The sequence below is a fragment of the Caballeronia eucalypticola genome, from assembly GCF_047608185.1.
Lineage (GTDB): Bacteria > Pseudomonadota > Gammaproteobacteria > Burkholderiales > Burkholderiaceae > Caballeronia.
In genome coordinates, this window is record NZ_JBLKRU010000002.1 from 22,428 (window position 1) to 47,747 (window position 25,320).

Genomic DNA, 25,320 nt, shown 5'->3' on the forward strand with positions numbered 1-25,320 from the left:
TTGGGGATTGGTGTGGCGTCACGTCGCGCATTGCACGTCGAACGCGAACGCGTTGACGTCGCGCAGTGCGAGCGGCGAATCCTCACGGGTCTCGAGGAAAAAACGCCACAGCACATTGCGCGCCACCTTGCTGCGGTATTCGCTCGATGCCCGCATGTCGGTGAGCGGCTGGAAGTCGACGTCCAGCGCGCGCATGGCCGCTTTCACGTTGGCCTCGTTCCACTCCTCGTTCACTAGCACGGCTTCCGCATTCGATGCCCGTTTGGGCGTGGCGGCCATGCCGCCGAATGCGAAACGCGCGGCGCTTACCCGAGTGCCGTCGAGCGTCACGGCGAACGCCGCGCAGACCGCCGAGATGTCCTGGTCGTATCGCTTCGATACCTTGTAAGTCCGGAAGCGCAGATTCGCCGATGGCAACGGAACACGAATTCCCGCGACGAATTCGCCGTGCTCCAGCGCGGATTTTTGATAGCCGAGATAGAAGGCATCGAGTGGCATCGTGCGGACCTTGCTGGCGTTTTGCAGCACGATTTCAGCATCGAGGGCGATCAGCGCGGGCATGGAATCGCCGATGGGCGACCCGTTCGCCACGTTGCCGCCGAGCGTACCGGCGTTGCGAATGGGCCGGGACGCAAAGCGCGTCCACAATTCGGCGAGTTCCGGATAAACCGCCGAAAGCGCGGCATATGAATCTTCCAGCGAGGCTGCAGCTCCTATGGTCAGCCATTGGCCGTCGCGGGTAATGGACTTGAGTTCGGTCACATTACCGATAAACAGGATGTCGCCGAGATTGCGGAATTGCTTGGTGACCCACAGGCCGACATCGGTGCTGCCGGCCAGGATGCGCGCGTCCGGATGGGCGGCGCGCAAGCGGGCGAATTCGGCGAGGGAGACGGGTGCGAAGAATGTCGGGCGGCCGAATGCGGCGCCGCGCGCGTCGGGCGCGGCGTATTCGAGCGTCTCCTTGCGCTGGATGGATTCGAGCTGGCGTTTGAGGTGGTTGCGATCAAACGGCGTGCGAGGGTATTCGAACATTTTCTGCGACGCATCCACGATCGGCCGATATCCCGTGCACCGGCAGAGATTGCCGGAGAGGGCGGCGTTGATTTCGTCGCGGGTGGGCAGGCCGGCATCGGCGGGCTGGTTCTCGTACAGCGCCCACATCGACATCACGAAACCGGGCGTGCAGAAGCCGCACTGCGAGCCGTGGCAATCGACCATGGCTTGCTGGACCGGATGCAGCGTGCCGTCCTTGGCGCGCAGGTCTTCGACCGTGAAGAGCGCTCGACCGTCGAGCGTCGGCATGAACTGGATGCAGGCGTTGATAGCCTTGAGGACGGGTTGGCCTTCCGCATCGAGTTCACCGATTACCACCGTACAGGCGCCGCAATCGCCTTCCGCGCACCCTTCCTTGGTCCCGGTGCATTGATCGTGCTCGCGCAAGTGCTGGAGCACCGTACGGGAAGCGGGTATGTCGTGGACTTCGCGCAGTGCGTTGCGCTGGAAGAACCGGATGGTTTGCGTTGTCATAAAGAAGTCCGAGACATTGCGGATCGGGCGCGCGTTACGCGAAATCGGCGTCAGGATTCAAAGAAACCAGGCCGAAAGCGCGCACGTGGATCGCCATCCAAAGATAACGATATCACCGCAATATCTCAAAAAGATTCCGGCGAACGTATCAAGACTATGCGAATAGGCGGATGTGAGTGGGCGGAACAAGCGCCGAAACGAGCACGGAGGAGACGCGAGGGGCTTTGTATTCGCTGGCGCAGAAGTCCAGCGGATCAGACAACGGCGCTGGACGTTCATGCGCCGTGGTGCAGCAAAATATCGGACCGGCCGCAGCGGATTGCGGCTTTGGTTTTCGCGAAAAACCGGAGCAGGGCGGCAGTTCCGAACCGCCCGCCTCCAAATTCAACTAGCGCGCAACCTGCGCTTGCCCCACAAACTGCCGGCGACGAACAGGAAAATCACCGCGAACGCGATGAGACCCCATTGCGGAAGTGATAGCCCGAGAATGGGCGGGTAGGGCGTCTCGCAAAGCCCGGCGACCTTGAATACCTGAGGCAGCCACTGCGCGGGCGGAAGCGAATCCACAACGGGCTGGAGAGCATCGAACCCGCAGCTAAACCCCGGATGCGCTTGCACATAAACGTGCCGTCCGGCGGCTACCACGCCCCCGAGAGCGGAGAGTGCAACGAGCGTTTCGAGCAACGCGATCCCGCGCCATCCCCGGAACGAAGCGCCGAGCAACGCAAAGACCGCGATCAGCACGAAAAAGTAGCGTTGAATGATGCAAAGCGGACAGGGATCTTCACCTTTGACGAACTGGAGATACAGCGCTCCGCCAACGAGCCCCAGACAGATCACAGCGAGCAAGACCAGCAATCGCCGTTCGCGGCGAATCGTGCGATCGTCGTGGTGCATGGTGAAATGATTCAAGGAGTTATTCATATTTTCCGAATTGTTCGAGAAAAAAGCGTCTGAAGGGCACATCCGGCGTGGGAATTCTATCGCGATCACAGTCGCCGGGCGGTTTCAGGCGCGGTGTGCAGCGTGGACGGCTCAGCGCGTGGCTTCGAGTACGGCTTCCACTGCGCGACCGATGGAGAGCAGCGCGTCGTCGCCGAACGGCGCACCGGCCAGCATGAGGCCGACCGGCGCTTCGCCCCGCGGATGGCACGGCAGCGACAACGCGCAACTATCGAGGAAATTGAAAACGGAAGGGTTGCGCAGGATCAGCGCATTGATCCGGCCGAACGCGTCGTCGTCGTGTTCGAGGTCAGCCACGCGCGGCGGCACGATGGGCACGGTCGGACACACGATGGCGTCGAACCGTTGCCACAGCGCGCGCGCCTGCTCGATCATCGTGGCGCGCGCCTGCAACAAGTCGATGTAATCAGCCGCGCTCGCAGGCTGGCCTTTCAGGATCCGCACGCGCACGCGCGGATCGTATTGATCAGCGTGTGCCTGCAATAACGGCCGATGCCACGCATAGGCCTCGATTGACGCGAAGCTGAATCGATTGACCCCGGCGAGTCGTTCGAGCGGCGCAAAGCGCACGTCTTCCACCAGCGCACCCGCAGCCGACAGATGCCCGATTGCCGCGGAGTAGGCACTCGCAACCGTCGCGTCGACACCCTCCATGACGAAGTTCGTCAGCACGCCGAGACGTACGCCGTCCAGCGGCCGGGTCGCGGGCACGCCGGAGTCGCGGCCCGCCAGGATACGGTCGACAAGCGCGCAGCACGCCACCGACAGCCCGATCGGCCCGAACGAGTCCAGCGTGGTGGAAAGCGGCACGCCGCCTTGCGTAGGCACGCGGGCAGCGGTCGGCTTGAAGCCGGTGAGTCCGCAGAGCGCGGCCGGGATGCGGATGGAGCCGCCGGTGTCGGTGCCGAGCGCGATGGCGGCCATGCCATCGGCCACCGACGCCGCCGCGCCTGATGACGATCCTCCGGCAATCCGCTCATCGCCCGCCACATTGCTCCGATACGGCGATCGCGGCGTTCCGTAGTGCGGGTTCAGTCCGAGCCCGGAGAACGCGAACTCGCTCATGTTGGTGCGCCCGACGATCACGCCGCCCGCGCGCCGCAACCTGGCAACGGCGAGTGCGTCAGCCTTGGCCGGCAGCGCGTCGGCCAGTACCCGAGAACCGGCGCGTGTTACCTGGCCTTCGATATCGAAGAGATCCTTGATCGACACTGGAATGCCCGCCAGCGGCGAGAGGACGGTGCCCGCGCGGCGCAACGCGTCGTGGGCATCGGCGGCGGCGCGGGCGCGCTCTGCATCGACGTGCAGGAAGGAAACCGCTCCCTGCCCCGAAGGATCTGCAATGCGTTCGAGCGCCTGTTCGACCAACTCGCGGCTGGTGGTTTTACCGTCGCGAAGCGCGGCGGCGAGTTGGGCAAGAGGCACGAATTGAAGCGAAGTGATGGGCATGATGTCGAGAGAAAACGGTGGCTTGGCGGGCTGCAAAATGGGCAAGGTCGGACGTCCTGCACTAAGCGCAAATGCGGCGCGGTGAGCGATCCGTTCTCATTGTGACGTTGTGGCCTTGCCGTGCCGACTGGCGCAATGGAGCACCTGATGCAACCTGCCCAAAAGTGGCTGTCATTCTAAGCCAGCAAAGTAATAAATACTCGAAGCGACGCGCGTAGCGCTTGATAAACCGGGCTCCTCGGCCATCCGGCTGATAGCGCCGCCATTGGTTCCTCCCTAAGCTTGGCGGGTCCCTGCAGGCAGTCTTTTGCGGCGGAAAACAACAGTTGCAAGTAAACCCAAGCGTTTGGGTTTACTTGCCTGAAGCTAACCGATAGAGTGACTACATGCCAACGATTTTCCGCATCGGCGCTGCCCGCGTCGTGATTTATCTGAACGACCATCAGCCTGCTCACGTGCATGTGCTTGATGGCAAGCAGCACGCCATCTTCAACCTGCAATGTCCGGGCGGACCGCCGGCCTTGCAAAAGAATCACGGTTTCTCACGTGTCGATGCAAATACCTTCGCTCGCCGGATGCAAAACGTAGTCGGCTCGCTGTGCACTGAATGGAAAACACTTCATGACTGCTCTTGTTGATATCACCGAACACCAGATGCGCGAAGCCGAAGAGCGGATGCGCAAGCACGTCGCCGAACATCCGGTCGCCGTGTTTGTCTCGTTCAACCCGGCGGACGGCAGGGTGGCTATCGAACTGTCGAATGGCGCGTTGTTCGCAATTCCTGCGCGGATTATTCAGGGTTTGGAAAATGCTTCGGACAGCGACCTGAACGAGATCGAAATCACGGCGTCTGGCACGGGGCTGTATTTCCCTATCGTCGACGCCGACATTCTCGTGGCGCCGCTACTTGCCGGTGTGCTGGGGTCCCGCTCGTTCATGGCCAGGCGGCTGGGCAAGCAAGGAGGGGCAAGCCGAAGTGAATCCAAAGCGGCTGCGGCGCGCGCGAACGGGGCGCGTGGCGGCCGGCCCCGCAAGATCAAAGATCACGGTGGAAAGCGAGGAACGTGAAGAAGTTGCTGCGCTTGCGAAGGAATAGCTGTTGGGGTAATAGCGCAACCTGTACTCAATGCAACGCAAGCCCGGCGGCGTTCTTGCCGGCGCGACCTCGAACGTGAAGCGCGATTACGCTGCGTCGTAATCGCATCAGGGAACGCGGTCCGCCTCGGCTGCCATATCGCGAGAAGCTTCGGACGGAGGTGCGGTGAGCGCTTTTCCCTTCGCACCACGCCTCCATTTTCTCGCGACCCACGCGCCGAAATCATCGAGGACCGTATAAGCCACGGGCACGACCACCAGCGTCAACAAAGACGAGGTGATCACGCCGCCAATCACGGTCTGGCCCAGCGGCCCCCGTTGCTCGCCGCCTTCGCCCAGGCCCAGCGCGAGCGGCAGCATGCCGAAGATCATCGCGAGCGTGGTCATCAGGATTGGCCGCAACCTCACGCGTGCCGCTTCCAGCAACGCGTCGGTGCGGGTCATCGGATGGCCTGTGCCCGCTGCATCGAGCAGGGTGCCGCGCCGTGCCTGATTCGCGAAGTCGACGAGCAGGATCGCGTTCTTCGTGACAAGGCCCATGAGCATGATGAAACCGATGATCGAGAACATGTTGAGCGTGCTGCCAAACAGCAGCAACGCAAGCAGCACGCCCACCAGCGTAAGCGGCAAGGACGTCATGATCGCGAGCGGTTGCAGGAAGCTGCCGAATTGCGACGCGAGGATCATGTAGATGAAGATCACGGCGAGCATCAGCGCCTGGACCGCGTAGATGAACGACTCGTTCATGCTTTTTGTGGAGCCGCCGAAACGGTATCGGTAGCCCGCGGGAAGGTGCATCTCGTCCAGGGTTTTCTGTACGTCGGCGGCGACTTCGCCCGGTGAACGTCCCAGGACGTTTGCCGAAATCTCGACTTCCCGCGACAGATCCCGCCGGCTGATCACGTCCGGCCCGGTCGTCTCGGTGATCGCGGCGACCTGCCGCAAAGGCACGAGTAGCGGCGCGCCATTGGCGTCGGTGCGACTGGTGGCAATCATCAGCTTTGACAGGTCATCGACGTTTCGGCGTTGTGCCGAGGGCAAGCGCACGCTCACGTCGTAATCCTGATCGTCCGGCGCGCGCCATGTGCTGATGGCGTCGCCGGACAGCAGCGGGCGCAGCGCCTGACCGACTTCGGCTACGCCCACGCCAAGGTCCGAAGCGAGTTCTCGACGGATGTCGATAGCAACAATGGGTTTGTCGTCCTTCAGGCTCGCGTCCAGGTCGACGAGCCCGGGAATCTTCCGTAAGCGCTGCTGTGCGTCGTCGGACAGACGCCGGAGTTCGTCCAGATTGTCGCCTTGCAGGCTGAACTGCACAGCCTTGCTTGATCCAGCGCCGTCAGGCATGCCGATCTCGGTCACCACGATTCCGGCAATGCTCTGAAGGCGGGTGCGGAACACCTGGTTCAATTCAAGCACGCCGCGGGTACGTTCGCGCCTTTCTTTCAGACGCACGGTGATCAGCGCGTTGTTCTTGCCTTGCGCATTGCCGGAGTTGATCGTGGCGTAGCTATAACGCACCTCGGGGTATGACGCGAGTGCTGCTTCGACTTGGCGGACTTTGTCGGCGGTCGCTTCCAGCGACGTTCCCACGGGCGTGTTCAAGCCAATCTGCGTGGTGGAAAAATCGGCATTGGGTACGAACTCGGTGCCGATCAGCGGCACGAGGAACAGACTGCCAATAAAGGTGGCTGCCGCGACAGAAAGGGTCGCGACGCGATGCCTGAGCGACCAGCCGAGCAGCCGCTGATAGAACTGCGCGAGCCGTTCCACGCCGCGCTCGAAGAAGGCGAGCAAGCGCGCGAGATGGCGTGTGCCGCGCACGTGCAGTGCGGGATCGGGCCAGATCGACGAGAGCATGGGGTCGAGCGTGAACGAGACAAACATGGAGATCAGCACGGCGGCCGCGACCGTCACACCGAACTGGTGAAAGAACCGGCCGATGATGCCGCTCATGAACCCGACCGGCAGGAACACCGCGACTATCGAAAACGTTGTTGCCAGCACGGCGAGGGCGATTTCCTTCGTGCCATCGAGTGCTGCCGTGCGGTGATCCGCGCCGAGTTGAACGTGCCGGACAATGTTCTCGCGCACCACGATTGCGTCGTCGATCAGCAAGCCGACGCACAGGGACAACGCCATCAGCGTGATGACATTGATCGTGAAACCGGCGGCGAACATGAGTGCAAACGTGCCGATCAACGCGATGGGCAGCGTGAGCCCGGTGATCACGGTGCTGCGCCACGAACCCAGGAACAGGAACACGATCGCGATGGTCAGCAGCGCGCCCTCGAGCAACGTGCCTTTGACTTCGTTCACACTGTTTTCGATATCGAGCGACGAGTCGTCTGTGATATCCAGTTTGACGCCCGGCGGCAGCGCCTTTTGCAGCGCTTCGACTTCGGCCCGGATGCCGTGCGCGACGTCGACCGTGTTCTCGCCCTGCGCCTTGACCACCGATAAAAACAACGCGCGATTCCCATTCAGCAGCGCCATGCTGTCGGGCTCTTCCTGCCCGTCGACCACTTGCGCCACCTGATCCAGCGTGACGGCGTGCCCTGCATTCGACACGCCGCGACGCGCGACAATAATGCGTTTGAAGTCATCGGGCGTCTGGAAACGGCCCTTCACCTGCACGGTCTGCTCAACGCCGGCCGACGTCAGCGGCCCCGCCGGAATCTCCTGATTCTCGTTCTGCACGGCGCGAATCACCTGATCCACGCCAACGGACAGTGCTTGCAGCCGATCCGGGCTGACATCGATGCGAACCTGCCGCTTCACGCCGCCCACAATGCTCACCGAGCCCACGCCGCGCACGGTTTCCAGGCGCTTGCGCACGACCTGGTCGGCGGTAGTCGTGAGGTCGCGCGTGCTCAGCGCCGCGCCCGGCGCGTTGGAGACGGCAACCGTGACTATCGGCATGTCGGCCGGGTCATAGCGCAACACGCGCGGTTCCTTCACGCCGTCGCGCAGATCGGGCCGGATCAGCGCCACCTTGTCGCGGACATCCTGCGCGGCCTGCATGACGTTCACCGAGAGATCGAACTGGACGATCACCACCGACAACGCGTCATAGGAGTGCGATGAAATTTCGTCGATACCGCTAATCGTGTTGACGGCTTCCTCGATCTTGCGGGTCACGTCGGATTCAACCGATTCCGGCGATGCCCCCGGATACGCCGTCTGCACGACGACCACGGGAAACGTGATATCCGGAAACTGGTCGACCTTCAGGCGCTCGTACGAGAACAGTCCGATCACGAGAAACGCCGCCATCATCATGGCGGCGAACACGGGGTTGTTGATGCTGATGCGCGTGAACCACATGGCATGCGGCTCCGCTATTGAGCAGCGGGCATGGAAGCCGCTGGGTCCGGCGTTGCGGCCGTAGGTAGACCAGCGGCCAGCCCGACCATCCGCACGGTGCTGCCGATGCGCAATGCGCCGAGATTATTCTTCACGACCTGCTGGCCTTCCTTGAGCGGCGGATTGACGAGCTGAGTCCAGCTCGCGCCATCGGCGTCGCCGGTTGCCCCGGTGGCGACGGGTACTTCAACGAGTTTGCCGCCGGAGAGGGCGTAGACGCTGTGGCTCGCGCCGTCCGTGCGCACCGCCGATGCCGGCACCACCAGCGCGTTCGGGGTGCTGCCCACCGTCACGCTGCCGGTCCCAAACATGCCGACGCGCAGTGTGGCATCCGGATTGGGCACCCGGATATAGACCATGATCGAGCGCGAGCCTGGTTGCGCGGCGGGATTGATGCGCGTGACGCTGGCAACAACCGGTGCGTCGATGCCATCGAAACGAATCGACACCGGCTGGCCGATCCGGACACGGCCGATTTCCCCCACGGGCACGGGCGCTTCGAGTTCGAGTTGGGTCAGGTCGACGACATCGAACAATTTGCTGTCCACCGCTACACGTTCGCCGGGTTCAATGCTGCGCGATGCAATCTGACCGCTGAACGGCGCACGCACGATGGTGTCCGCCACCGACAAATTCGATGACGCCAGCGCCGCGCGCGCGGCCGCGAGATTGGCGGCGGCGATGGTGTACTGGCTCTGCGCGGTATCGAAAGCGTTCTTCGAGATGAAGCCTTTTTCGACCAGCACGCGATTGTTCTCGAGCGTTTGTTTCGCGATATCCAGCTGGCCGGCCATGGCGGCCATTTGCCCACGAGACTGCTCGGCCCGCGCGGTGTAGTCGCGGGCGTCGATGGAGGCGAGGATTTGTCCAGCCTTGACGGTGTCCCCCTCGCGCGCACGGACATCGAGCGCCGAGCCTGCCACTTTCGCCTTGACGGCAGCTTGCGTGACGGCCCGAAGTGAACCGGTGAGCGGCAGCGTTTCAGCGAGGGTGTGGCGCGTGAGCGCGGCAAGGTCGCCAGGCGTGAATTCGATGACGGACTCGTTCGCGGAAGCCGGTGATGCTGCTGAAGCACTGACTTTTGCGCGTTTTCTGAGCGTGTGCGTGACGCCGAGCGCCAGCACGATGACTACCACGATTGCCGCGAGGAAGAGGTTCCGTTTTTTCGATGAATGCATTGCGTTTAAGTGGAGCGTGAAGCACGCCGCACGATAGCGCATTTACGGCTGGCCGGCGTCAAAGTTGCTGAAGCAAGCGCGGGCGGCCGACCGCAACTACGGATCAAATCGTCCGTGAAAATCGCCGTGTAGTATTCCCAACGACGTTCCTGGCAAGATATCGATCGAAGATCATGGCCACGTTACGCACGAGCAGGCGGCCGGCGGGAAGCACCTCAATGCCATCGTGACTTACCTTGACGAGCCCATCGGCTTCCAGCGATTTCAAGCGCTCCAGCTCGTTTGCAAAGGCAACTTCGAATTGAATCCCGTAAGCCGCTTCCATTGCATCGAAGCGCAGTAAAAACTGACACATGATTTCAGTGATGATGTCACGCCGCAGACGGTCGTCGGCGCTTAGCTGGACGCCTCGCGCAATAGCAAGCTCACCGCGATCGATCGCTGCGGCGTAACCGGCCATGTCCTTGGCGTTCTGCGCGTAGACATCGCCTACTTTGCCGATCGAAGAAACCCCGAAACCAATCAAATCGCAATCCGCCTGCGTGCTGTACCCCTGAAAATTTCGATGCAGCGTGCCCGCTCGCTGCGCAATGGCGAGCTCATCGTGTGGCAATGCGAAATGATCCATCCCGATGTACACATAACCCGCTTCGGTCAGTTTCTCGATAACCCGTTCGAGAATCGCGAGACGCATAGCCGGCGAGGGTAACGTAGCTTCGTCCATCTGCTGCTGCATCTTGAAAAGAGTTGGCATATGCGCATAGCCGAACACGGAAAGCCGGTCGGGTGCGAGCGTGATAATGGTGTCGAGCGTGCGGCTAAAACTCTCCACGTTCTGATGCGGCAAGCCATAGATCAGATCGACGCTCACCGACTTGTACCCTTCGGCCCGCGCCGCCGACATGACCGTCTTCGTGATTTCGAGCGGCTGAACGCGATTGATCGCTTGCTGCACGCGCAGATCAAAATCCTGCACGCCGAAGCTCAGCCGGTTGAAACCCAGGTCGCGCAATACGCCGATGGTTTCCGCCGATGCCTCGCGCGGATCGACTTCGATCGAATACTCGGCCTTTGCGTCGGGCAGCAGGTGAAACGACTCGGCGGTCGCGGCCATAAGCTCGCCCATTTCGTCGTGCGATAGAAACGTCGGTGTGCCGCCGCCCCAATGCAATTGCGACACCGGGCGGTTGGTATCGAAACATTTCGCCTGCAACACAAGTTCCCGTTTCAGCCGATCAAGATAGGGACGCGCGTGCGCACGATTTTTTGTAGCGATCTTGTTGCAGCCGCAGTAGAAGCAGACGGTGTCGCAAAACGGAATATGGAAGTAGAGCGAAAGATCCGACGATGCCGCGCCCGAGTCCGCCGCCGCTCGGTGGTAATGGGCGGGATCGAAGGTATCGGTGAATTGAACGGCAGTGGGATACGACGTATAACGCGGACCGGCCGTGTCGTATTTAGAGAGCAGATCGGGACGGAAGAGGGACATTGCGGACAGACTCGGACAGGGTGCTTCGAGTCTAGCGGACCCATACCCCTGTTTCTTGCGTGATAACGCCGCAGTCCCGCGGTGGCACAATGCCGGGTTGCGTAATGTATTGCATGCGGCGTCGCATGTGCCCGAACTGCCGAACCAATGCTCATCCAGGATCTGAACCCGGCCCACGCGTGCCGCGAAAACTGCGGCGCTTGCTGCATTGCGCCGTCCATCTCGAGCGCGATTCCCGGCATGCCCGACGGCAAGCCGGCCGGCGTGCGCTGCGTCCAGCTTGGGGAGGATCTGCGCTGTGCGATTTTCGGCGATCCGCGCAGGCCGGCGTGCTGCTCGGGCCTGCAGCCATCGGAGTCCATGTGCGGCGACACGCGTGCTTACGCGCTGGCCTGGCTCACGCAACTCGAAGCAGATACACAACCTGATAAGCGACCCGATAAGCAACCTGAGCGCGCTTAGCCGGTCGAACGCTCAGTTTCAAATCCAAATCCAAGTTCAGATTCAAGTCACCGGAGAATTTCGCATGAATCAAGCCGTTGCGCCGAAGCGGCGCCGGTTCCTGCTCGTTGCCCTTGGCGGCGCGAGTGCGGTGGCGCTAGGAACCCAGGGATGCGCCGCCGCGATATTTCCGTTCATCCCCGATCACTACACGTTCAGCCAGGCGCAAGTCCAGGACGCGGTGCAGCGCAAGTTTCCGCTGCAGCGCACGGCCTCGCAGATCTTCGATGTCATGCTGAGCAATCCGCTAGTGGGTCTCTCGCCCGATCGCAACCGGGTGACCATTCGGCTGGACGCACGGCTTGCCACGCCGTTCATGCCGAATCCGGTGACCGGCGTGTTTACTCTTTCCAGTCAGCTTGCTTACGATGCCCCGAGTCATTCGGTCGTCCTGATGTCGCCGAATGTCGACGATGTCCAGGTTTCCGGCGATGCTGCGCAATATACCCAGCAGATCAACGCGGTCGGCGCGGTCATGGCGACGCAGTTCCTGGACCGTTACCCAATCTACACATTCAAGCCAGAACAATTACAGTTTGCCGGTGTTACCTACGAACCCGGTACAATCACCGTCCTTACAAACGGCATACGTGTGCAGATCGTCGAGAAGTAGTATTTTCCCGACGCAATCCCAGGACGCGCGTGCCCGAACGATTGGCTGGCGACGGCCAGACTATGCCAAAAGGGCGGAGCGATGGACTGGATTCTGTTTTGCAAAGCGCTGATTCTGGGTGTGGTGGAGGGTTTGACTGAGTTTTTGCCGGTATCGAGTACGGGACACCTGATTGTTGCGGGCAGTCTGCTGAATTTCACGAACGCTCAGGCGAAAACCTTCGACGTCGTGATCCAGTTCGGCGCGATTCTCGCGATCGTCTGGGAATACCGGCGCAAGATCGGCTCGATCGTCGCCGGCTTGCCCACGCAGCCCAAGGCGCGCCGGTTCACGCTGAACGTGATCATCGCGACCATTCCGGCAGTTGTGCTCGGCCTGCTGTTCGAAAAGCACATCAAAGCCGTGTTGTTTGCGCCTGTGCCGGTGTCCGTGGCGCTGATCGTGGGCGGTGTCGTGATCCTGTGGGCGGAAGCGCGGCATCGCGAGCGCAATGTCGCGGCGCGGGTGACGTCGGTGGACGATCTCTCTTACGCCGATGCCTTCAAGGTCGGTCTCGCCCAATGCTTCGCGCTGATTCCCGGCACGTCGCGTTCGGGGTCAACGATTATCGGCGGGATGTTATTCGGGCTGGAACGTAAAGTTGCTACCGAGTTTTCCTTCTTCCTCGCCATTCCGATTATCTTCGGCGCCACGCTTTACGAGCTTGCGAAGGATTGGCGTACGCTGTCCGTCGATTCGGTGGGCTTGTTTATCGTCGGGCTGCTGGCTGCTTTTGTCAGCGCATTTATATGTATTCGATGGTTGCTGCGCTACGTCGCCACGCACGATTTCACGGCTTTCGCGTGGTACCGGATCGGCTTTGGGCTGCTGATCCTGATCGTGGGATATAGCGGCGGGTTGAGTTGGGCGGATTGATTTCGATGTTGTCTTGCCCTTGGGGCAAGGTCTAAAAGTCCGCAAGCGCATACCAAAACAGGCCGTTTCAACGTGAGTTGGAACGGCCTGTTTTTTCGTTGGTGTCGTTCAGCGGCGCTTGAACACGAGATCCCAAACGCCGTGCCCCAGCTTTAAGCCGCGCCGCTCGAACTTGGTCACAGGCCGATAGTTGGGACGTGGCGCGTAATCCGAGCCGGCTGTATTTTCCAGCGCCGGCTCCGCCGACAATACCTCGAGCATCTGTTCGGCATAGTTCTGCCAGTCAGTGGCTAGATGGATATACCCGCCCGGCTTCAGCCGCGACACCAACTGCGCCACGAACTTCGGCTGGATCAGCCGGCGTTTATGGTGACGTGCCTTGTGCCATGGATCGGGGAAATAGATGTGGACGCCATCGAGGCTGTCTGCCGCGATCATATGTTCGAGCACTTCCACGGCGTCGTGCTGGACAACGCGAATGTTGGTCAGCGCTTGTTCACCGATCAGTTTCAGCAACGCGCCCACGCCCGGTTCATGCACCTCGATGCCGAGGAAGTCGTCGCCGGGACGTGCCGACGCGATTTCCGCCGTCGTCCCGCCCATACCGAAGCCAATCTCCAGCACCCGCGGCGCATGGCGCCCAAACGCGGCGTCCCAGTCGAGCGGCTGCGGCGCGTAGGGCACGACAAAACGCGGACCGAATTCATCGAGTGCGCGACGCTGTCCCGTGGATACCCGCCCCGCACGCGTGACGAAGCTCCGAATCCGCCGATGACGAAGCGTGCTGGTCGCGTCCGCGCTGTCGGCGGCTTCGTCGCTTTCGTTGGTCTCGTCTGGGTTGGGAGTGGGATCGTGGATCATCGGAAAGGACGCGGGTTTTGAGGTTGAGCGGAGTTTGCGGCAAACCAACGCGAGGCAAACCTGGTGCTGCTGTAAATCAAAAAGCCGCCTTTTGGAAGGCGGCTTTTTGTGAACGAAAACTGGAGCGGGCGATGGGAATCGAACCCACGGCTCTAGCTTGGGAAGCTAGGGTATTACCATTATACGACGCCCGCAGAGACCGCGATTTTACGCGGAATACCGCGTCTACCGCAACTTAACCCGGATCGACAGCTGCTTAAGGCCGCCACCACCGATATCACACCCCGAACATGGTCATGGTCACGGCCAGCCGCGTCACGACCATCAGCAGTACCTGAACGATCACGAACAGCAGGATAGGCGACAAGTCGATACCCCCCATGCGCGGCAACACGCGCCGCAGCGGCTCGAGAAACGGCGCCGTGAGTTGGTACAGCAGCGGCATGGCCGGGGATTGCGGATTGAGCCATGACAGCAACGCCATCAGGATCGTCATCCAGATGATGAGGTTCAGCGCCCATTTGATGACGGTGATTACCGCGACCAGCAACAGCGTGGGCAGCATGGGCACGAGTCCGGCGGGATCGACGCCCGCGAGCAGGACCAGCAGGATCACGAATACCACCGCCGCAAGGACCGCCGCGACAATACTCGCCCAGTCGATGGTCTTTGACGCCGGCAGGATCTTGCGCAACGGCAGGACGAGCCAGTTCGTGGCTTGCATCACGGCGTTGGACACCGGGTTGTACGGCGGCATGCGGACGACCTGCATCCAGGCGCGCAGCAACAGCGCAGCGCCGAACAACGTGAAGATTGTGTTGAGTAGAAAACGGGCGATCTCGCCGAACATCTCAAATCCTTTTCAAGGCAAAAGCGCGGCGTTCATGGCCGCGCGAGGTGATACGAGGGCCTGGCAAAGCCGCGACGGAAACCGCCCGGCCTTATCAATAAATTAGCAATAAATCAGCAACGGCCGGTCAGCTGGCGGCGCGCACGTCGCTGACCTGCACGACCGGCGCAACGCCGTCCGGGTAATAGTTCTCGATGTCCGCGGAGAAGGCTTTCGCATGTGGCGAGACCGCGGTGGTAAAGGCATCGACGGAATCAAACAGCAGGTGGCCCGCCGCAATATATGTGGGCGTTGAACCCGGCGCGCCGCCCGCGAGGCCTGCATCGACCGACCAGCCTTTCAACGCGCTGCCCAGCAAACCGGCCACCCACGGCATGTGGCTCGTGCAGTAGTAGTCGATGTCGAAGGGCGCATTCTCGCCATACGGATAAAAAAAGCTCACCTTGATCATTGTTCGTTCTCGTAGCTGGAATGGGTTGGCGTCGAGGGCGGCGGCCGAAGCCGGAGCTTCGCCTGGATCAACGTACGGTCCACGTTCTGAACCCGGCTCCAAAAACGCGGGTTGGAGCTCATGTTGCTCGCTTCCTGCCCGTGCCCGAACCCTCGGCGGCTTTGCCACACTGGCGCGCCGGGCATCACGATAGCATGGCTTGGTGACGCCTTGTGCCGCTTGGCGTACACCGGCGTACGGGTGCCCCCAAACGGCCTGTCATGCGGCCCTGATCAGGGCAATCAAACGGCGCTCGGTCCGATCGCGTTCAACACGACTTCGATGGCGTGTGACATCGCGTCCAGTGCTTCCGCAGGCGGTGGCGACGTCCGCCGTTTGGCCAGCGCGACCGCGCGCCGCGTGAGCAGAGCGTAGAGGGCGGCGTGATCGCCGCCGAGGTCTTGCAGCAGCGCCAGTTGCCTGACAACAATGCTCGCGTCGCCGCGCGACACCGGGCCGGCAAGCGCACCCGGCAAACCCTTTTCACGCGCGGTTTCGATAGTGCCGGCGAGCATCGGCAGGATTGCGCGCAACGCGTCGTCCTCGTCGAACCCCAATTCTTTCCAGAGCGTGACCGTCTCCGACAGCGAGCACAGCGCAAAGCTCGCCGCGTAGTGCGCGGCGGCGTGATAGAGCAGGCGGCCGCCCGGCGGGATCGACAACGGATGACAGCCGAGCGCCTCGACCAACGCGGTCAGCGTGTCACGCAAGGGCCCGCTCGCTTCGATCGTGACAGAACAGCCCACAATGCGCGTCTGGTCGCTCGGCAGGCCGCCAAACAGGAACAACGGATGAAATCCGCCGATATCCGCGCCCTGCGCCCGGGCTGCGGCGAGGACATCGACGGGCGTGGCGCCGCTGCAATGCACGACCGCTTTTGCACCGCCATGGGCATGATCCAGTCGCAAAGCGTTCGCCGTCGCACCGATGGCGTCGTCGGGAACGGTTAAAAATAGGATATCGGCGTGTTGTGCAACGGCGCTGGCGTCATCGGCGACCAGGCATTCGGGCAATTCGCCGGCGAATTCACGTGCCGATGCCGCCGATCGGCTCGCTACTGCGGTGACTGGATAACCCGCGCGGGACCAGACGGCCGCCAGGCAGCGCGCGAGGCGGCCGGCGCCGACGAAGCCCAGACGGGGTGTCGTTGAAAAAGGCACGGTTGTTGCTCCATAACATTCGTTGCGATGCGCGGTTCGCGCTCGCGGCGCAAGATGAAGTATCGCGCAACGGCGTTGGTGCCATAAAAGATGGCACAGGGCGCCGCCGCCAACGGTTTTGCGAGGCTCGAGCAAGCTGCTATATCGGGCCTGAATAGTCAGGGTTGGTCATTTGGCCGATGTGCGCCACTGCTTGTTTTGCAACGTTTGGGGGTCGCCATGAGTATTTTTGCGTATCGGAAACATCTGCGTTTTCTCAGCCAGACACATCGCCGGCAGTGGTGGGATCAGCGCAAGCGTCTTACGCCACGGGTGAAGATAAGTGGCGCGTACGTGCCGCCCAGCGTTACTCGCGAATTCGCCTACGTAAAGGTGGGTTGAGCGGAGGTTTGCGACCGCGCTCCAAGAGATAGAACCGTCTGAGTTTGAAAACAGTTCAAACATGCCCCGCTCGACGCTTTCAGGTCGGCGGGGCTTTCATTTTTTCAGGCGCTAAAAGCAAAGTGTAATGAATCATTACTTTGGTGACAGGCGGAAAGGGCGCAGGACTCCGGCAATCTGACAGCCGCTTTCTCAGCAAACCCTTAATCCGTCTCGTTAAGCCTGTGCGCCAAGGCTGGCGCGGTTATCCGCCCGCTTGAAATTCGGCAGACAAAACCCATTCCTAGGACTGTAGATATTGCAATTTGCAACAAATGCTTAAGGTGGGATTCAGGGTTTTTAGCTACATTGAAGGCATGTCGCTGCGGTAGCCGGTCGTGCGTACCGGACTGCGGTACGGAGAATAAAAGTGAAAAAGATCGTCCAGATTCTAACTGCCGCCGCGCTTGGTGTTGGCGTTGTCAGCGCCGCGCAGGCGCACGTTTCGGTGGGTATCGGCATCGGGGTGCCGGCTTATCCGGTTTATGCCGCTCCGCCGCCGCCCGTGTATTACGCACCAGGCCCGGTGTACGCCGCGCCGCCCGTGGTTTATGCGCCACCGCCCGTTGTGGTGGGCGGGTATTACGGCGGTGGTCCGTATTATCGCGGTCATTATCGCGGCGGTTATGGGTACGGATACCATGGCGGATATCGCGGTTATCACGGCGGTTATGGCGGCTGGCGCCATTAAGATTCGCGGCATGACCGGATCGGCTTGCTGATTATTGGATTGGCTGGAAAACAGCGCAACGCCGGCATGGAACCGGGTTGCGCTGTTTCTTTTTGCGTGGGTTTGTTCAATCACGCCGACCGCGCTCACCGCGCGGCACGCATGAAGCCGGCAGCGTCGGCCATTTGGCCAGCTTTCCAAAGACTCCACGATGCTGGGACAATAGGCATTCCTCAACCGCCGCCCTTGAGTCTCGATGTCAATCCTTCCCGCTCCCACCTACGCCGACGTCGCCGACGCCGCAGAACGAATTGCTGGCGCTGCGCATCGTACGCCCGTGATGACTTCCCGCACTGCAGACGCGCTCACTGGCGCGAACCTGTTCTTCAAATGCGAGAACTTCCAGCGCATGGGCGCTTTCAAATTTCGGGGCGCGTTCAACGCGATTTCGCATTTCTCCGAGTCTCAGCGCCAGGCCGGCGTCCTGACCTATTCATCAGGAAATCACGCGCAGGCAATTGCGTTGTCGGCGCGTATCGCTGGCATCAAGGCGACCATCATCATGCCGGAGGACGCGCCGGCCGCGAAGATGGAGGCAACGCGCGGTTACGGCGGCGAAGTGATTACGTACGACCGGTACGCCGAGAATCGTGAGGAAATTGGCGCGAGGCTTGCGCAAGAGCGCGGCATGACGCTGATTCCACCCTACGACCATCCGCATGTGATTGCGGGGCAGGGGACGTCGGCGAAAGAACTCATCGAAGAAACCGGGCCGCTGGATTATCTGTTCGTGTGCCTGGGTGGCGGAGGTTTGCTCGCCGGCTGCGCGCTGGCGGCGGCGGAGTTGAGTCCGTCATGCACGGTGATTGGCGTGGAGCCGGAGGCCGGTAACGACGCACAACAATCGCTCGAACGCGGCGAGATTGTCCATATAGAAGTGCCACGCACGATTGCCGACGGCGCCGCATCCACCCACGTGGGTGAATACAACTTTCCCATTCTGAAGCGCTACGTGGACAGGGTCGTCACCGTCAGCGACGACCAGCTCGTGCAGACCATGAAGTTCTTCGCGCAGCGCATGAAGATGGTCGTTGAGCCAACGGGTTGTCTGGCTGCGGCCGCCGTGTTGCAGAACATCGTGCCGGTGAAGGGCAAGCGCGTGGGCGTGATCATCAGCGGCGGCAACGTCGATCTGGCGCGACTCGCTCAGTTCCTGGCTTGATGTCCTGACGTCATAACGTCTGTGCGCCCTTGAGGATCAGGTCGTGATAACCGTTCACGATCACGCTGTACGCAAAGTACGCGAACAGCACCGCAGATAACACATGGCAAGCGCGCAGCAGCGCCGTTCCTGCGCGTTTGCGACCGTGGCTGGCGAGCGTGCAGATGAAAAGCGTCCAGGCAAGGCCGCCGCAAAAGAAGCCAATGAGGAACACCGACGCGCTCGCCGGGCCGGTTGCGCCGGCTTTCGCGATCAGTGCGCCACCCACGGCGGCGAACCAGAGGATGGCGCTGGGTGACGAAACCGCGAGCAGCATGCCACGCGTGAAGCTGCGCAGATGAGAGGGCCGCGCTGTAGGGACAAGATCCGGTTCCCCCGCGACTGGCGGCGCCGATGCCGGAAAGAGCGCTTCGCGTGCCATTTTGAAGGTCAGGAAGAGCAGTACGATTGCGCCGCCTATCCATACGACCCAGCGCACGGTATCGAACTGGAGTAATGCAGCCATGCCCGCGAGTGCGAGCGCTGCGTAGACGAGATCGCCGAAACAGGTGCCGAGGCCGATCATCATGCCCGGCTTGAAGCCGTGGGAAAGCGTTAGCGAAATAACCGCGACGTTTGCAATACCAATATCCAGACACAGCGACAACGACAGAAAAAATCCATCAGACAGCAATGACAACACGTGCATCCCGGCTTTCCTTCTTGATCTTTTTATATTGAGCGAAGCCGGTTGTCCGGCTTCACGTTTTCATCTTGCTGTTGCGTGTGGGGTAGCACTAGACGCGTTCAAGCGGCACAGATACGACCAGCCGTCCGGTCTCAATACCCATCGTGTTGCGCATCGGCGGATTGCTGTAGGCGGCGAGTTGCGCGCGCTGCGTTTCGTGGCCGATGTCGAGTTGCGCCAGCACATGCGTGACGATTGCGTAAAGCACGGCGGTGTTCCCATCTTCGACCTTGACCGCGATGCCCAGCGATCCGCGCGTAGCGGTGCCACGCACACCGATTGCATAACTTGCATCGGCGCCTACTTTGCCCACCAGATCGCCGCCGAATGCTTGCATCAACGTGGTACAGAAACGGCCGTCGCCCGCGACGAGTTCCGGGTAGGTCGTCATCGCGCGGTAGATTCGGGCCAGGGCTTTCGAGCGCGGCGTGTCTTCAACCTCAGCATTCGCGTGCGCCATCTTCATGAAAAGCCGGGCGAGCCGATCCAGCGGAAAGGCGGGCGTCGGCAGATTACAGCCATCAATGGCCCAATGCACGCCATCGTCCGGCAGGTCGCAGAGCTCGGCAACGGTGCGTTTCACCCGAACCTGCAGCGGATGCTCAGGCAAGTGGTAGTCGCGAACGGCGGCGCCCAACACCTGCGCGCCCGCCAGCATGCCGGCATGTTTGCCCGAGCAATTGCTGCAGACGCCGGTTGGCGTGAAGTCACGCTTGATCCACTCTTTCCAGACCGCGTCCGACAGAGGCGCGTGGCCGCCGCATCGAAGATCGGCTTCGGTGACCTGCGCCTTTGCCAGCATGGCGCGCGTGCGCTCGATGTGGCGCGGCTCGCTGTTATGCGATGCGCACATCAGAGCGAGATCGGCGTCGTCGAAACCGAAGCGGTCCAGCGCGCCCGTTTCCAGCACCGCGAGCGCTTGCGCCGGCTTCGCCGCCGAGCGCGCAAGCGTCATGCGTGACGGATCACCGAACGCGTAGATCAACCGGCCTTCGGCATCGACGACCGCCACATGCGCGGCGTGCGTGTTTTCAACCAGATCCCCACGATAAACCGTCGCAGCAACGTTCATGAGCGCTTCCCTCCGGAAAAGCCGATTTCATCCCATAGCGCATCGACGCGCCGTTTCACCGCATCGTCCATCGTGATCGGCCGGCCCCACTCGCGGTCCGTCTCACCGGGCCATTTGTTGGTGGCGTCGAGCCCCATCTTCGATCCCAGCCCTGCCTTCGGCGACGCGAAATCGAGATAGTCGATCGGGGTGTTATCGACCAGAACCGTATCGCGCGACGGATCGATGCGCGTGGTGATGGCCCAGATCACTTCCTTCCAATCGCGGATATTGACATCGTCGTCCACCACCACGATGAACTTCGTATACATGAACTGCCGCAGGAAGCTCCAGACGCCGAACATCACGCGCTTCGCGTGGCCGGGGTAACTTTTCTTGATCTGTACGATCGCCATCCGATAACTGCAACCTTCGGGCGGCAGGTAAAAGTCGGTGATCTCGGTGAACTGCTTTTGCAGCAACGGCACGAACACTTCGTTGAGCGCGACGCCGAGTACGGCCGGCTCGTCGGGCGGTTTGCCTGTATACGTAGAGTGATAGAGCGCGTCGCGACGCATGGTGATCTTCTCGACTGTGAAGACCGGGAACCACTCTTGTTCGTTGTAATAGCCAGTATGGTCGCCGTACGGACCTTCGAGCGCGTGTTCGTACTTCGAAGACGCGCTATTGGTGGGTCGCGGCGGCGCGCCGGCGGGCAGCGGCGGAACAGGACCATCCTGCGGATAGATGAAGCCTTCGAGCACGATCTCCGCGCGCGCGGGCACCTGCAACGTATCCACCCCCGGCGTGAGACATTTCGCCAGCTCGGTTTTTGCGCCGCGCAACAACCCGGCAAATTGATACTCGGAGAGCGAGTCCGGCACCGGCGTCACGGCGCCGAGAATAGTGGCGGGATCGGCGCCGAGCACCACCGCCACCGGATACGGTTTGCCAGGATTGGCGAGCGCGAACTCGCGAAAATCCAGCGCGCCGCCCCGATGCGCGAGCCAGCGCATGATCAATTTGTTGCGCCCGATCAGCTGCTGCCGATAGATGCCAAGGTTCTGACGCGTCTTGTTCGGGCCGCGCGTGACCGTCAGTCCCCACGTGATGAGTGGACCGGCGTCGCCCGGCCAGCACGTCTGAATGGGCAGGCGCGCCAGATCAACGTCTTGTCCTTCCCACACGATCTCCTGGCAGGGTGGCGAGCTGACCGTTTTCGGCGCCATGTCCCAGACGGCTTTCGCCAGCGACAGCAACTTGCCCGCGTCCTTCAGGCCCTTCGGCGGCTCGGGTTCCTTTAGCGCCGACAACAACCGGCCCACGTCGCGCAACGACTCGAGCGCGGCTTTATCGCTGAGAAGACTGGGATCGGCTGTCTCCTGCGCTTCCGTCTCGATACCCATGCCAAGCGCCACGCGCCGCGGCGTGCCAAACAGATTGGCCAGCACGGGCATGGTGTGGCCTGTCGGTGCCTGGAACAGCAAAGCCGGACCGCCCGAACGCAGCACGCGATCGGAGAGTTCGGTCATTTCAAGGACGGGCGAGACCGGTTGGCTGATGCGGCGCAATTCGCCGAGCGTTTCGAGGCGGGCAGTGAAGTCGCGCAGATCTTTGTATTTCATCGGCTAGTGGGAAGGTGCCTAAGAGAGGGGCAGCGGGAAGCGCGGTCTGCGCTCGGGGCGGCAGAGCGCTGATGGCGCGGTCCAAAATTCATATGAGGAACTTTCGCGCGCGGGCGATTGTCGATTTTACCTGTGTTGATGTCGGTACGTCATAGCACACAACGGCACAATTCCCGCGTTTCCGCCGGAAAGTGGCTTCGCAGGCCGCTCTAGCCATCCTGAACACTGTTCATAATTACTGGAAGTAATAGCTTTTACATTTACCAGCATTGACGGATCATTTGAGCCTGCTAAAATCCTTTGGCATTGACAACACCAATTGAAACTTTTTACCACTGCCTCAGGTCTTTTGATATGACGCGACGCGTCGCCTGCACCGATTAGTTCGGTGAATCAAGGCTTTGGTTTTCTTGCCGGCGCTCTTCTTCGCCGGTTTTTCGCGTGGTGACCTGTGTGCGCGCCCCAGCATGTCCTTCGTGCTGCGCGTACCCGGAAACGTAATGTTCCGGTCAGGTTTCCCCAACGGTCTGTGCCGTTTTCCCGATACCGCTCGTGGCTAACCCAGGGCTGGCGGTGTCGATTTCTGCGTGGTGGCCCAGTTTTTCGGGTTTTCATCTGCGGAAATCATGCAATTTGGGAGATCCATCCAATGAATGCTTGGTTGTCGTGGCGTCCCGACGCTCGCCTGGCGCTTCATCTACGCGCTATGCTGCGTCGCGCCAAACACATGAGTCTTACCGTTTTTAGCTTGGTCGGTTGTGCTGCTGTCGTGACCGCGCTCGCACTTTGGCTGCTGCCAGCCTGGCGCGGGTCCTTCGCCGCCAAACTCATGCCCCTCGTCTCGGCCGCGGTACAAGCGGGGCCGGCCCGGTTGCTCTCCGGACAACCTTTTCCCCCGTTTGCGCTCGGTCATCAGCGCGAAGAGGAACTGCGTAATGGCACTAACGGCACCGCCGAGACCACCTCGCTGGGCGCCGCAGCCACCGACGACGACAGCACTCGTAAGCTCACCGGCGGCCTGAGTCTTGCCGTATCGCCAAATGGGCTCGATCCCCGCACGTTGCCAAGCGTTTCGACGCTGGCCAGCGCGATTTCATCGCAGAAGGTAGTTGCCGATGCCCGCGACGATCGCGTGCTCGTGTCGGATCGTGAGCAGAACCTGGTGGCGAATTTCATTGCGCGGCGTTACCACGTGGCGCAAGAGCCGGTCAGCGAGCTCGTAAAAGCGGCCTTCGATACCGGCCGTGAGGTCGGCCTCGATCCTCTGCTCCTGCTGTCCGTCATGGCAATCGAATCGGGTTTTAATCCGTATGCTGAAAGCGGTGTGGGTGCGCAAGGGTTGATGCAGGTGATGTCGAAGGTTCATTCCGACAAATTCGAGTACTTCGGTGGTTCGCATGCCGCGCTTGAGCCGCTCGCGAATATCAAGGTTGGCGCGCTGGTGCTGAAGGATTGCATCGCGCGTGGCGGTTCGGTGGCGGGTGGCTTGCGTTTCTACGTGGGTTCGACAGCACAGGACGACGGCGGATACGGCGCGAAGGTGTTGGCAGAACGTTCACGTCTGCGCGATGTAGCGCGCGGCCGCAATGTGCCGATCATCACGCCGCCGGCGCCAGTGCCAGTGCCGTCTGCGCCGAAGCAAGTGGTGGCGTCGGCTTCGTCGTCAGCTTCTGGAACAACCGAAAAACGCGTGCACGTGACGCTTGCCGGTGCTCCGGCGATTACGGCGCCGGCCAAATCGTCTACGCCGCAAGCCAGCGACCACAACGAGACCGACGACGCAGACGCGCAAGCGAAGCATGTAGCATCGACGGAATTCGGCGCTTAAAAGTCAGGTTGTCAGCAGAAGCAGGACACTCAAGCTGCAGAGGAAACACAAAAAAGCCGTTCCAACTCGCGTTGGAACGGCTTTTCGATTTTCTTCCCTCTGATCAAACCCGAAACAGCGTTCCCAGCCGTTGCACCGCCTCTTCAAGCTGCGAGTACGCCGTCGCATAAGACAGCCGAATATAATCCTGCGGTGCATGAAAGCCGAAATCGGTACCGGGTACGAGCACCACGCCGGCGTCATGCAGCATGGAACGCGTCAACGCGTTACTGTCGCCGGCTGCGGGATGCGCGACGTGGCGCGTATCGGCATAAACGTAGAACGCGCCATCCGGCACAACGGGCACTTCGAAACCAAGCGAACGCAGCGCCGGCACGATGAAATCCCGCCTGCGTCCGAATTCCAAGCGCCGGGATTCATAAATGGCGAGCGTCGCCGGTTCAAAACATGCCAGCGCCGCGTGCTGCGCCAGCGCCGACGCGCAAATAAACAAGTTCTGAGAGAGCTTCTCCATGGGGGCGACCATCGCTGGCGGCACTACAAGCCAGCCGAGCCGCCAGCCAGTCATGTTGAAGTACTTCGAAAAGCTGTTCACCGTGACCACGTCATCGCCTAACGAAAGCGCTGATATGGGCTTCGCGTCGTAGCTCAAGCCCTGATAAATCTCATCGACGATCGTAAAACCGCCGTGCGCACGCACGACGTCGACAATTTTCGCCAGTTCGGCGGGTTCAATGGACGTGCCGGTCGGATTGGACGGCGACGCGAGCAGCACGCCGCGCGTGGCGGATGTCCAATGCGCTTCGACCTGAGCGGCCGTCAACTGGAACCGCTCGGCCGGACCGCTTGGGATCAGGACCGGACGGCCTTCGGTGGCCGCCACGAAATGGCGATTGCACGGGTAGCACGGATCGGGCATCAGCACTTCGTCGTCGCGATCGACCAGCGCGGTGCACGCCAGCAGCAATGCCGCCGATGCACCCGCTGTCACCACGATGCGCGCCGGATCGACACTGAGCCCGAACGTGTCGCGATAGTGAGCTGAAATAGCCTCGCGCAACGAAGCCAGGCCGAGCGCATTCGTGTATTGCGTGACGCCGCGGCGCAAGGCGTCGGTGGCGGCCGCGATCACCGGCTCTGGCGCCGTGAAATCCGGTTCGCCGATACCCATATGAATGATGCTGCGGCCCGCGCGTTCGAGCGCCTGCGCTTCTTTTGCCAGTTCCATGACATAGAACGGCTCGATGGCGTCTACGCGGGCGGCGTATCGGATGGCTGCGTTCAACGGTTCTTTTGCAAAGTTCATGAATAGGAGAA

The 25,320-nt window shown here is 61.4% G+C and carries 22 protein-coding genes and 1 tRNA gene; 8 read left to right on the forward strand and 15 right to left on the reverse strand.

The features are described from left to right. Positions 1-18: 18 nt before the first annotated feature. The 3 genes from xdhA to ACMX25_RS02385 form a co-directional block, all read right to left on the reverse strand. A complete protein-coding gene (gene xdhA / locus ACMX25_RS02375; RefSeq protein ID WP_414947965.1) occupies positions 19-1,530 on the reverse strand; it encodes a xanthine dehydrogenase small subunit in 1,512 nt (503 codons plus the stop codon). A 384-nt stretch (positions 1,531-1,914) separates the two neighbouring features. After that, positions 1,915-2,427, reverse strand: a complete 513-nt coding sequence (locus tag ACMX25_RS02380; protein ID WP_414948295.1) for a disulfide bond formation protein B — start codon at positions 2,425-2,427, stop codon at positions 1,915-1,917. Positions 2,428-2,565: 138 nt separating this feature from the next. Then, entirely contained in the window at positions 2,566-3,942 is a 1,377-nt protein-coding gene (locus ACMX25_RS02385; RefSeq protein ID WP_414948296.1) for an amidase, read from the reverse strand. 386 nt (positions 3,943-4,328) lie between these two features. Here ACMX25_RS02385 and ACMX25_RS02390 point away from each other — a divergent pair, with 386 nt between their 5' ends. Then, the gene (locus tag ACMX25_RS02390; protein WP_414947966.1) at positions 4,329-4,580 is read left to right on the forward strand and encodes a DUF4160 domain-containing protein; all 252 of its coding nucleotides are present in this window, start codon (positions 4,329-4,331) and stop codon (positions 4,578-4,580) included. Continuing rightward, entirely contained in the window at positions 4,564-5,010 is a 447-nt protein-coding gene (locus ACMX25_RS02395; protein WP_414947967.1) for a DUF2442 domain-containing protein, read from the forward strand. The genes ACMX25_RS02390 and ACMX25_RS02395 overlap by 17 nt, the downstream gene beginning before the upstream one ends. A gap of 135 nt (positions 5,011-5,145) precedes the next feature. Here ACMX25_RS02395 and ACMX25_RS02400 read toward each other — a convergent pair whose 3' ends face one another. The 3 genes from ACMX25_RS02400 to hemN form a co-directional block, all read right to left on the reverse strand. After that, positions 5,146-8,364, reverse strand: a complete 3,219-nt coding sequence (locus ACMX25_RS02400; protein ID WP_414947968.1) for an efflux RND transporter permease subunit — start codon at positions 8,362-8,364, stop codon at positions 5,146-5,148. A 14-nt stretch (positions 8,365-8,378) separates the two neighbouring features. Further along, entirely contained in the window at positions 8,379-9,581 is a 1,203-nt protein-coding gene (locus ACMX25_RS02405; protein ID WP_414947969.1) for an efflux RND transporter periplasmic adaptor subunit, read from the reverse strand. A 103-nt stretch (positions 9,582-9,684) separates the two neighbouring features. Continuing rightward, positions 9,685-11,070, reverse strand: coding sequence for an oxygen-independent coproporphyrinogen III oxidase (gene hemN / locus ACMX25_RS02410; RefSeq protein WP_414947970.1), 1,386 nt, complete (start codon positions 11,068-11,070; stop codon positions 9,685-9,687). Between the two features lie 147 nt (positions 11,071-11,217). On the opposite strand from hemN, the gene ACMX25_RS02415 reads away from it, so the two are divergent. The 3 genes from ACMX25_RS02415 to ACMX25_RS02425 all read left to right on the forward strand — a co-directional run bounded on the left by ACMX25_RS02415 (position 11,218) and on the right by ACMX25_RS02425 (position 13,099). Continuing rightward, positions 11,218-11,532 carry a YkgJ family cysteine cluster protein gene (locus ACMX25_RS02415; RefSeq protein ID WP_414947971.1) on the forward strand — a complete coding sequence of 105 codons (315 nt, stop codon included), beginning with the start codon at positions 11,218-11,220 and terminating at the stop codon, positions 11,530-11,532. 64 nt (positions 11,533-11,596) lie between these two features. Further along, a complete protein-coding gene (locus ACMX25_RS02420) occupies positions 11,597-12,184 on the forward strand; it encodes a DUF1439 domain-containing protein (RefSeq protein ID WP_414947972.1) in 588 nt (195 codons plus the stop codon). 81 nt (positions 12,185-12,265) lie between these two features. Beyond that, the gene (locus ACMX25_RS02425) at positions 12,266-13,099 is read left to right on the forward strand and encodes an undecaprenyl-diphosphate phosphatase (RefSeq protein ID WP_414947973.1); all 834 of its coding nucleotides are present in this window, start codon (positions 12,266-12,268) and stop codon (positions 13,097-13,099) included. 108 nt (positions 13,100-13,207) lie between these two features. Here ACMX25_RS02425 and trmB read toward each other — a convergent pair whose 3' ends face one another. The 5 genes from trmB to ACMX25_RS02450 form a co-directional block, all read right to left on the reverse strand. Continuing rightward, positions 13,208-13,960: a tRNA (guanosine(46)-N7)-methyltransferase TrmB gene (gene trmB / locus ACMX25_RS02430; protein ID WP_414947974.1), complete on the reverse strand. Its 753-nt coding sequence runs from the start codon at positions 13,958-13,960 to the stop codon at positions 13,208-13,210. A 120-nt stretch (positions 13,961-14,080) separates the two neighbouring features. Beyond that, positions 14,081-14,154 (reverse strand) — tRNA-Gly (locus tag ACMX25_RS02435). An 83-nt stretch (positions 14,155-14,237) separates the two neighbouring features. Then, complete coding sequence (locus tag ACMX25_RS02440; protein ID WP_414947975.1) at positions 14,238-14,810, reverse strand: YggT family protein; 573 nt, start codon at positions 14,808-14,810, stop codon at positions 14,238-14,240. Between the two features lie 127 nt (positions 14,811-14,937). Further along, complete coding sequence (locus tag ACMX25_RS02445; protein WP_414947976.1) at positions 14,938-15,261, reverse strand: EthD family reductase; 324 nt, start codon at positions 15,259-15,261, stop codon at positions 14,938-14,940. 281 nt (positions 15,262-15,542) lie between these two features. Then, on the reverse strand, positions 15,543-16,460 hold the full coding sequence (locus ACMX25_RS02450) for a Rossmann-like and DUF2520 domain-containing protein (RefSeq protein WP_414947977.1): 918 nt from the start codon (positions 16,458-16,460) through the stop codon (positions 15,543-15,545). A 790-nt stretch (positions 16,461-17,250) separates the two neighbouring features. On the opposite strand from ACMX25_RS02450, the gene ACMX25_RS02455 reads away from it, so the two are divergent. Together ACMX25_RS02455 and ACMX25_RS02460 are read left to right on the forward strand one after the other, a co-directional pair. Beyond that, positions 17,251-17,571 carry a hypothetical protein gene (locus tag ACMX25_RS02455; protein WP_414947978.1) on the forward strand — a complete coding sequence of 107 codons (321 nt, stop codon included), beginning with the start codon at positions 17,251-17,253 and terminating at the stop codon, positions 17,569-17,571. A gap of 235 nt (positions 17,572-17,806) precedes the next feature. After that, positions 17,807-18,772, forward strand: a complete 966-nt coding sequence (locus tag ACMX25_RS02460) for a threo-3-hydroxy-L-aspartate ammonia-lyase (protein ID WP_414947979.1) — start codon at positions 17,807-17,809, stop codon at positions 18,770-18,772. Between the two features lie 10 nt (positions 18,773-18,782). Here the strand turns inward: ACMX25_RS02460 and ACMX25_RS02465 are convergent, their stop codons facing one another. The 3 genes from ACMX25_RS02465 to ACMX25_RS02475 form a co-directional block, all read right to left on the reverse strand. Continuing rightward, positions 18,783-19,460: a LysE family translocator gene (locus ACMX25_RS02465; RefSeq protein ID WP_414947980.1), complete on the reverse strand. Its 678-nt coding sequence runs from the start codon at positions 19,458-19,460 to the stop codon at positions 18,783-18,785. An 88-nt stretch (positions 19,461-19,548) separates the two neighbouring features. After that, complete coding sequence (locus ACMX25_RS02470; RefSeq protein ID WP_414947981.1) at positions 19,549-20,571, reverse strand: asparaginase; 1,023 nt, start codon at positions 20,569-20,571, stop codon at positions 19,549-19,551. Continuing rightward, on the reverse strand, positions 20,568-22,175 hold the full coding sequence (locus ACMX25_RS02475; RefSeq protein WP_414947982.1) for a UbiD family decarboxylase: 1,608 nt from the start codon (positions 22,173-22,175) through the stop codon (positions 20,568-20,570). Before ACMX25_RS02475 ends, ACMX25_RS02470 begins: the two co-directional genes overlap by 4 nt. A gap of 649 nt (positions 22,176-22,824) precedes the next feature. Between ACMX25_RS02475 and ACMX25_RS02480 the strand changes: the two genes are divergently transcribed. Then, positions 22,825-24,003, forward strand: coding sequence for a transglycosylase SLT domain-containing protein (locus ACMX25_RS02480; protein ID WP_414947983.1), 1,179 nt, complete (start codon positions 22,825-22,827; stop codon positions 24,001-24,003). Positions 24,004-24,106: 103 nt separating this feature from the next. Here ACMX25_RS02480 and ACMX25_RS02485 read toward each other — a convergent pair whose 3' ends face one another. Further along, a complete protein-coding gene (locus ACMX25_RS02485; protein WP_414947984.1) occupies positions 24,107-25,309 on the reverse strand; it encodes a pyridoxal phosphate-dependent aminotransferase in 1,203 nt (400 codons plus the stop codon). Positions 25,310-25,320 lie beyond the last annotated feature (11 nt).

What these genes read in the sequence shown, in the direction of transcription:
- xdhA (WP_414947965.1), bottom strand. Translation starts at nt 1,530, where the DNA reads ATGACAACGCAAACCATCCGGTTCTTCCAGCGCAACGCACTGCGCGAA.
- ACMX25_RS02380 (WP_414948295.1), bottom strand. Translation starts at nt 2,427, where the DNA reads ATGCACCACGACGATCGCACGATTCGCCGCGAACGGCGATTGCTGGTC.
- ACMX25_RS02385 (WP_414948296.1), bottom strand. Translation starts at nt 3,942, where the DNA reads ATGCCCATCACTTCGCTTCAATTCGTGCCTCTTGCCCAACTCGCCGCC.
- ACMX25_RS02390 (WP_414947966.1), top strand. Translation starts at nt 4,329, where the DNA reads ATGCCAACGATTTTCCGCATCGGCGCTGCCCGCGTCGTGATTTATCTG.
- ACMX25_RS02395 (WP_414947967.1), top strand. Translation starts at nt 4,564, where the DNA reads ATGACTGCTCTTGTTGATATCACCGAACACCAGATGCGCGAAGCCGAA.
- ACMX25_RS02400 (WP_414947968.1), bottom strand. Translation starts at nt 8,364, where the DNA reads ATGTGGTTCACGCGCATCAGCATCAACAACCCCGTGTTCGCCGCCATG.
- ACMX25_RS02405 (WP_414947969.1), bottom strand. Translation starts at nt 9,581, where the DNA reads ATGCATTCATCGAAAAAACGGAACCTCTTCCTCGCGGCAATCGTGGTA.
- hemN (WP_414947970.1), bottom strand. Translation starts at nt 11,070, where the DNA reads ATGTCCCTCTTCCGTCCCGATCTGCTCTCTAAATACGACACGGCCGGT.
- ACMX25_RS02415 (WP_414947971.1), top strand. Translation starts at nt 11,218, where the DNA reads ATGCTCATCCAGGATCTGAACCCGGCCCACGCGTGCCGCGAAAACTGC.
- ACMX25_RS02420 (WP_414947972.1), top strand. Translation starts at nt 11,597, where the DNA reads ATGAATCAAGCCGTTGCGCCGAAGCGGCGCCGGTTCCTGCTCGTTGCC.
- ACMX25_RS02425 (WP_414947973.1), top strand. Translation starts at nt 12,266, where the DNA reads ATGGACTGGATTCTGTTTTGCAAAGCGCTGATTCTGGGTGTGGTGGAG.
- trmB (WP_414947974.1), bottom strand. Translation starts at nt 13,960, where the DNA reads ATGATCCACGATCCCACTCCCAACCCAGACGAGACCAACGAAAGCGAC.
- ACMX25_RS02440 (WP_414947975.1), bottom strand. Translation starts at nt 14,810, where the DNA reads ATGTTCGGCGAGATCGCCCGTTTTCTACTCAACACAATCTTCACGTTG.
- ACMX25_RS02445 (WP_414947976.1), bottom strand. Translation starts at nt 15,261, where the DNA reads ATGATCAAGGTGAGCTTTTTTTATCCGTATGGCGAGAATGCGCCCTTC.
- ACMX25_RS02460 (WP_414947979.1), top strand. Translation starts at nt 17,807, where the DNA reads ATGTCAATCCTTCCCGCTCCCACCTACGCCGACGTCGCCGACGCCGCA.
- ACMX25_RS02465 (WP_414947980.1), bottom strand. Translation starts at nt 19,460, where the DNA reads ATGCACGTGTTGTCATTGCTGTCTGATGGATTTTTTCTGTCGTTGTCG.
- ACMX25_RS02470 (WP_414947981.1), bottom strand. Translation starts at nt 20,571, where the DNA reads ATGAACGTTGCTGCGACGGTTTATCGTGGGGATCTGGTTGAAAACACG.
- ACMX25_RS02475 (WP_414947982.1), bottom strand. Translation starts at nt 22,175, where the DNA reads ATGAAATACAAAGATCTGCGCGACTTCACTGCCCGCCTCGAAACGCTC.
- ACMX25_RS02480 (WP_414947983.1), top strand. Translation starts at nt 22,825, where the DNA reads ATGAATGCTTGGTTGTCGTGGCGTCCCGACGCTCGCCTGGCGCTTCAT.
- ACMX25_RS02485 (WP_414947984.1), bottom strand. Translation starts at nt 25,309, where the DNA reads ATGAACTTTGCAAAAGAACCGTTGAACGCAGCCATCCGATACGCCGCC.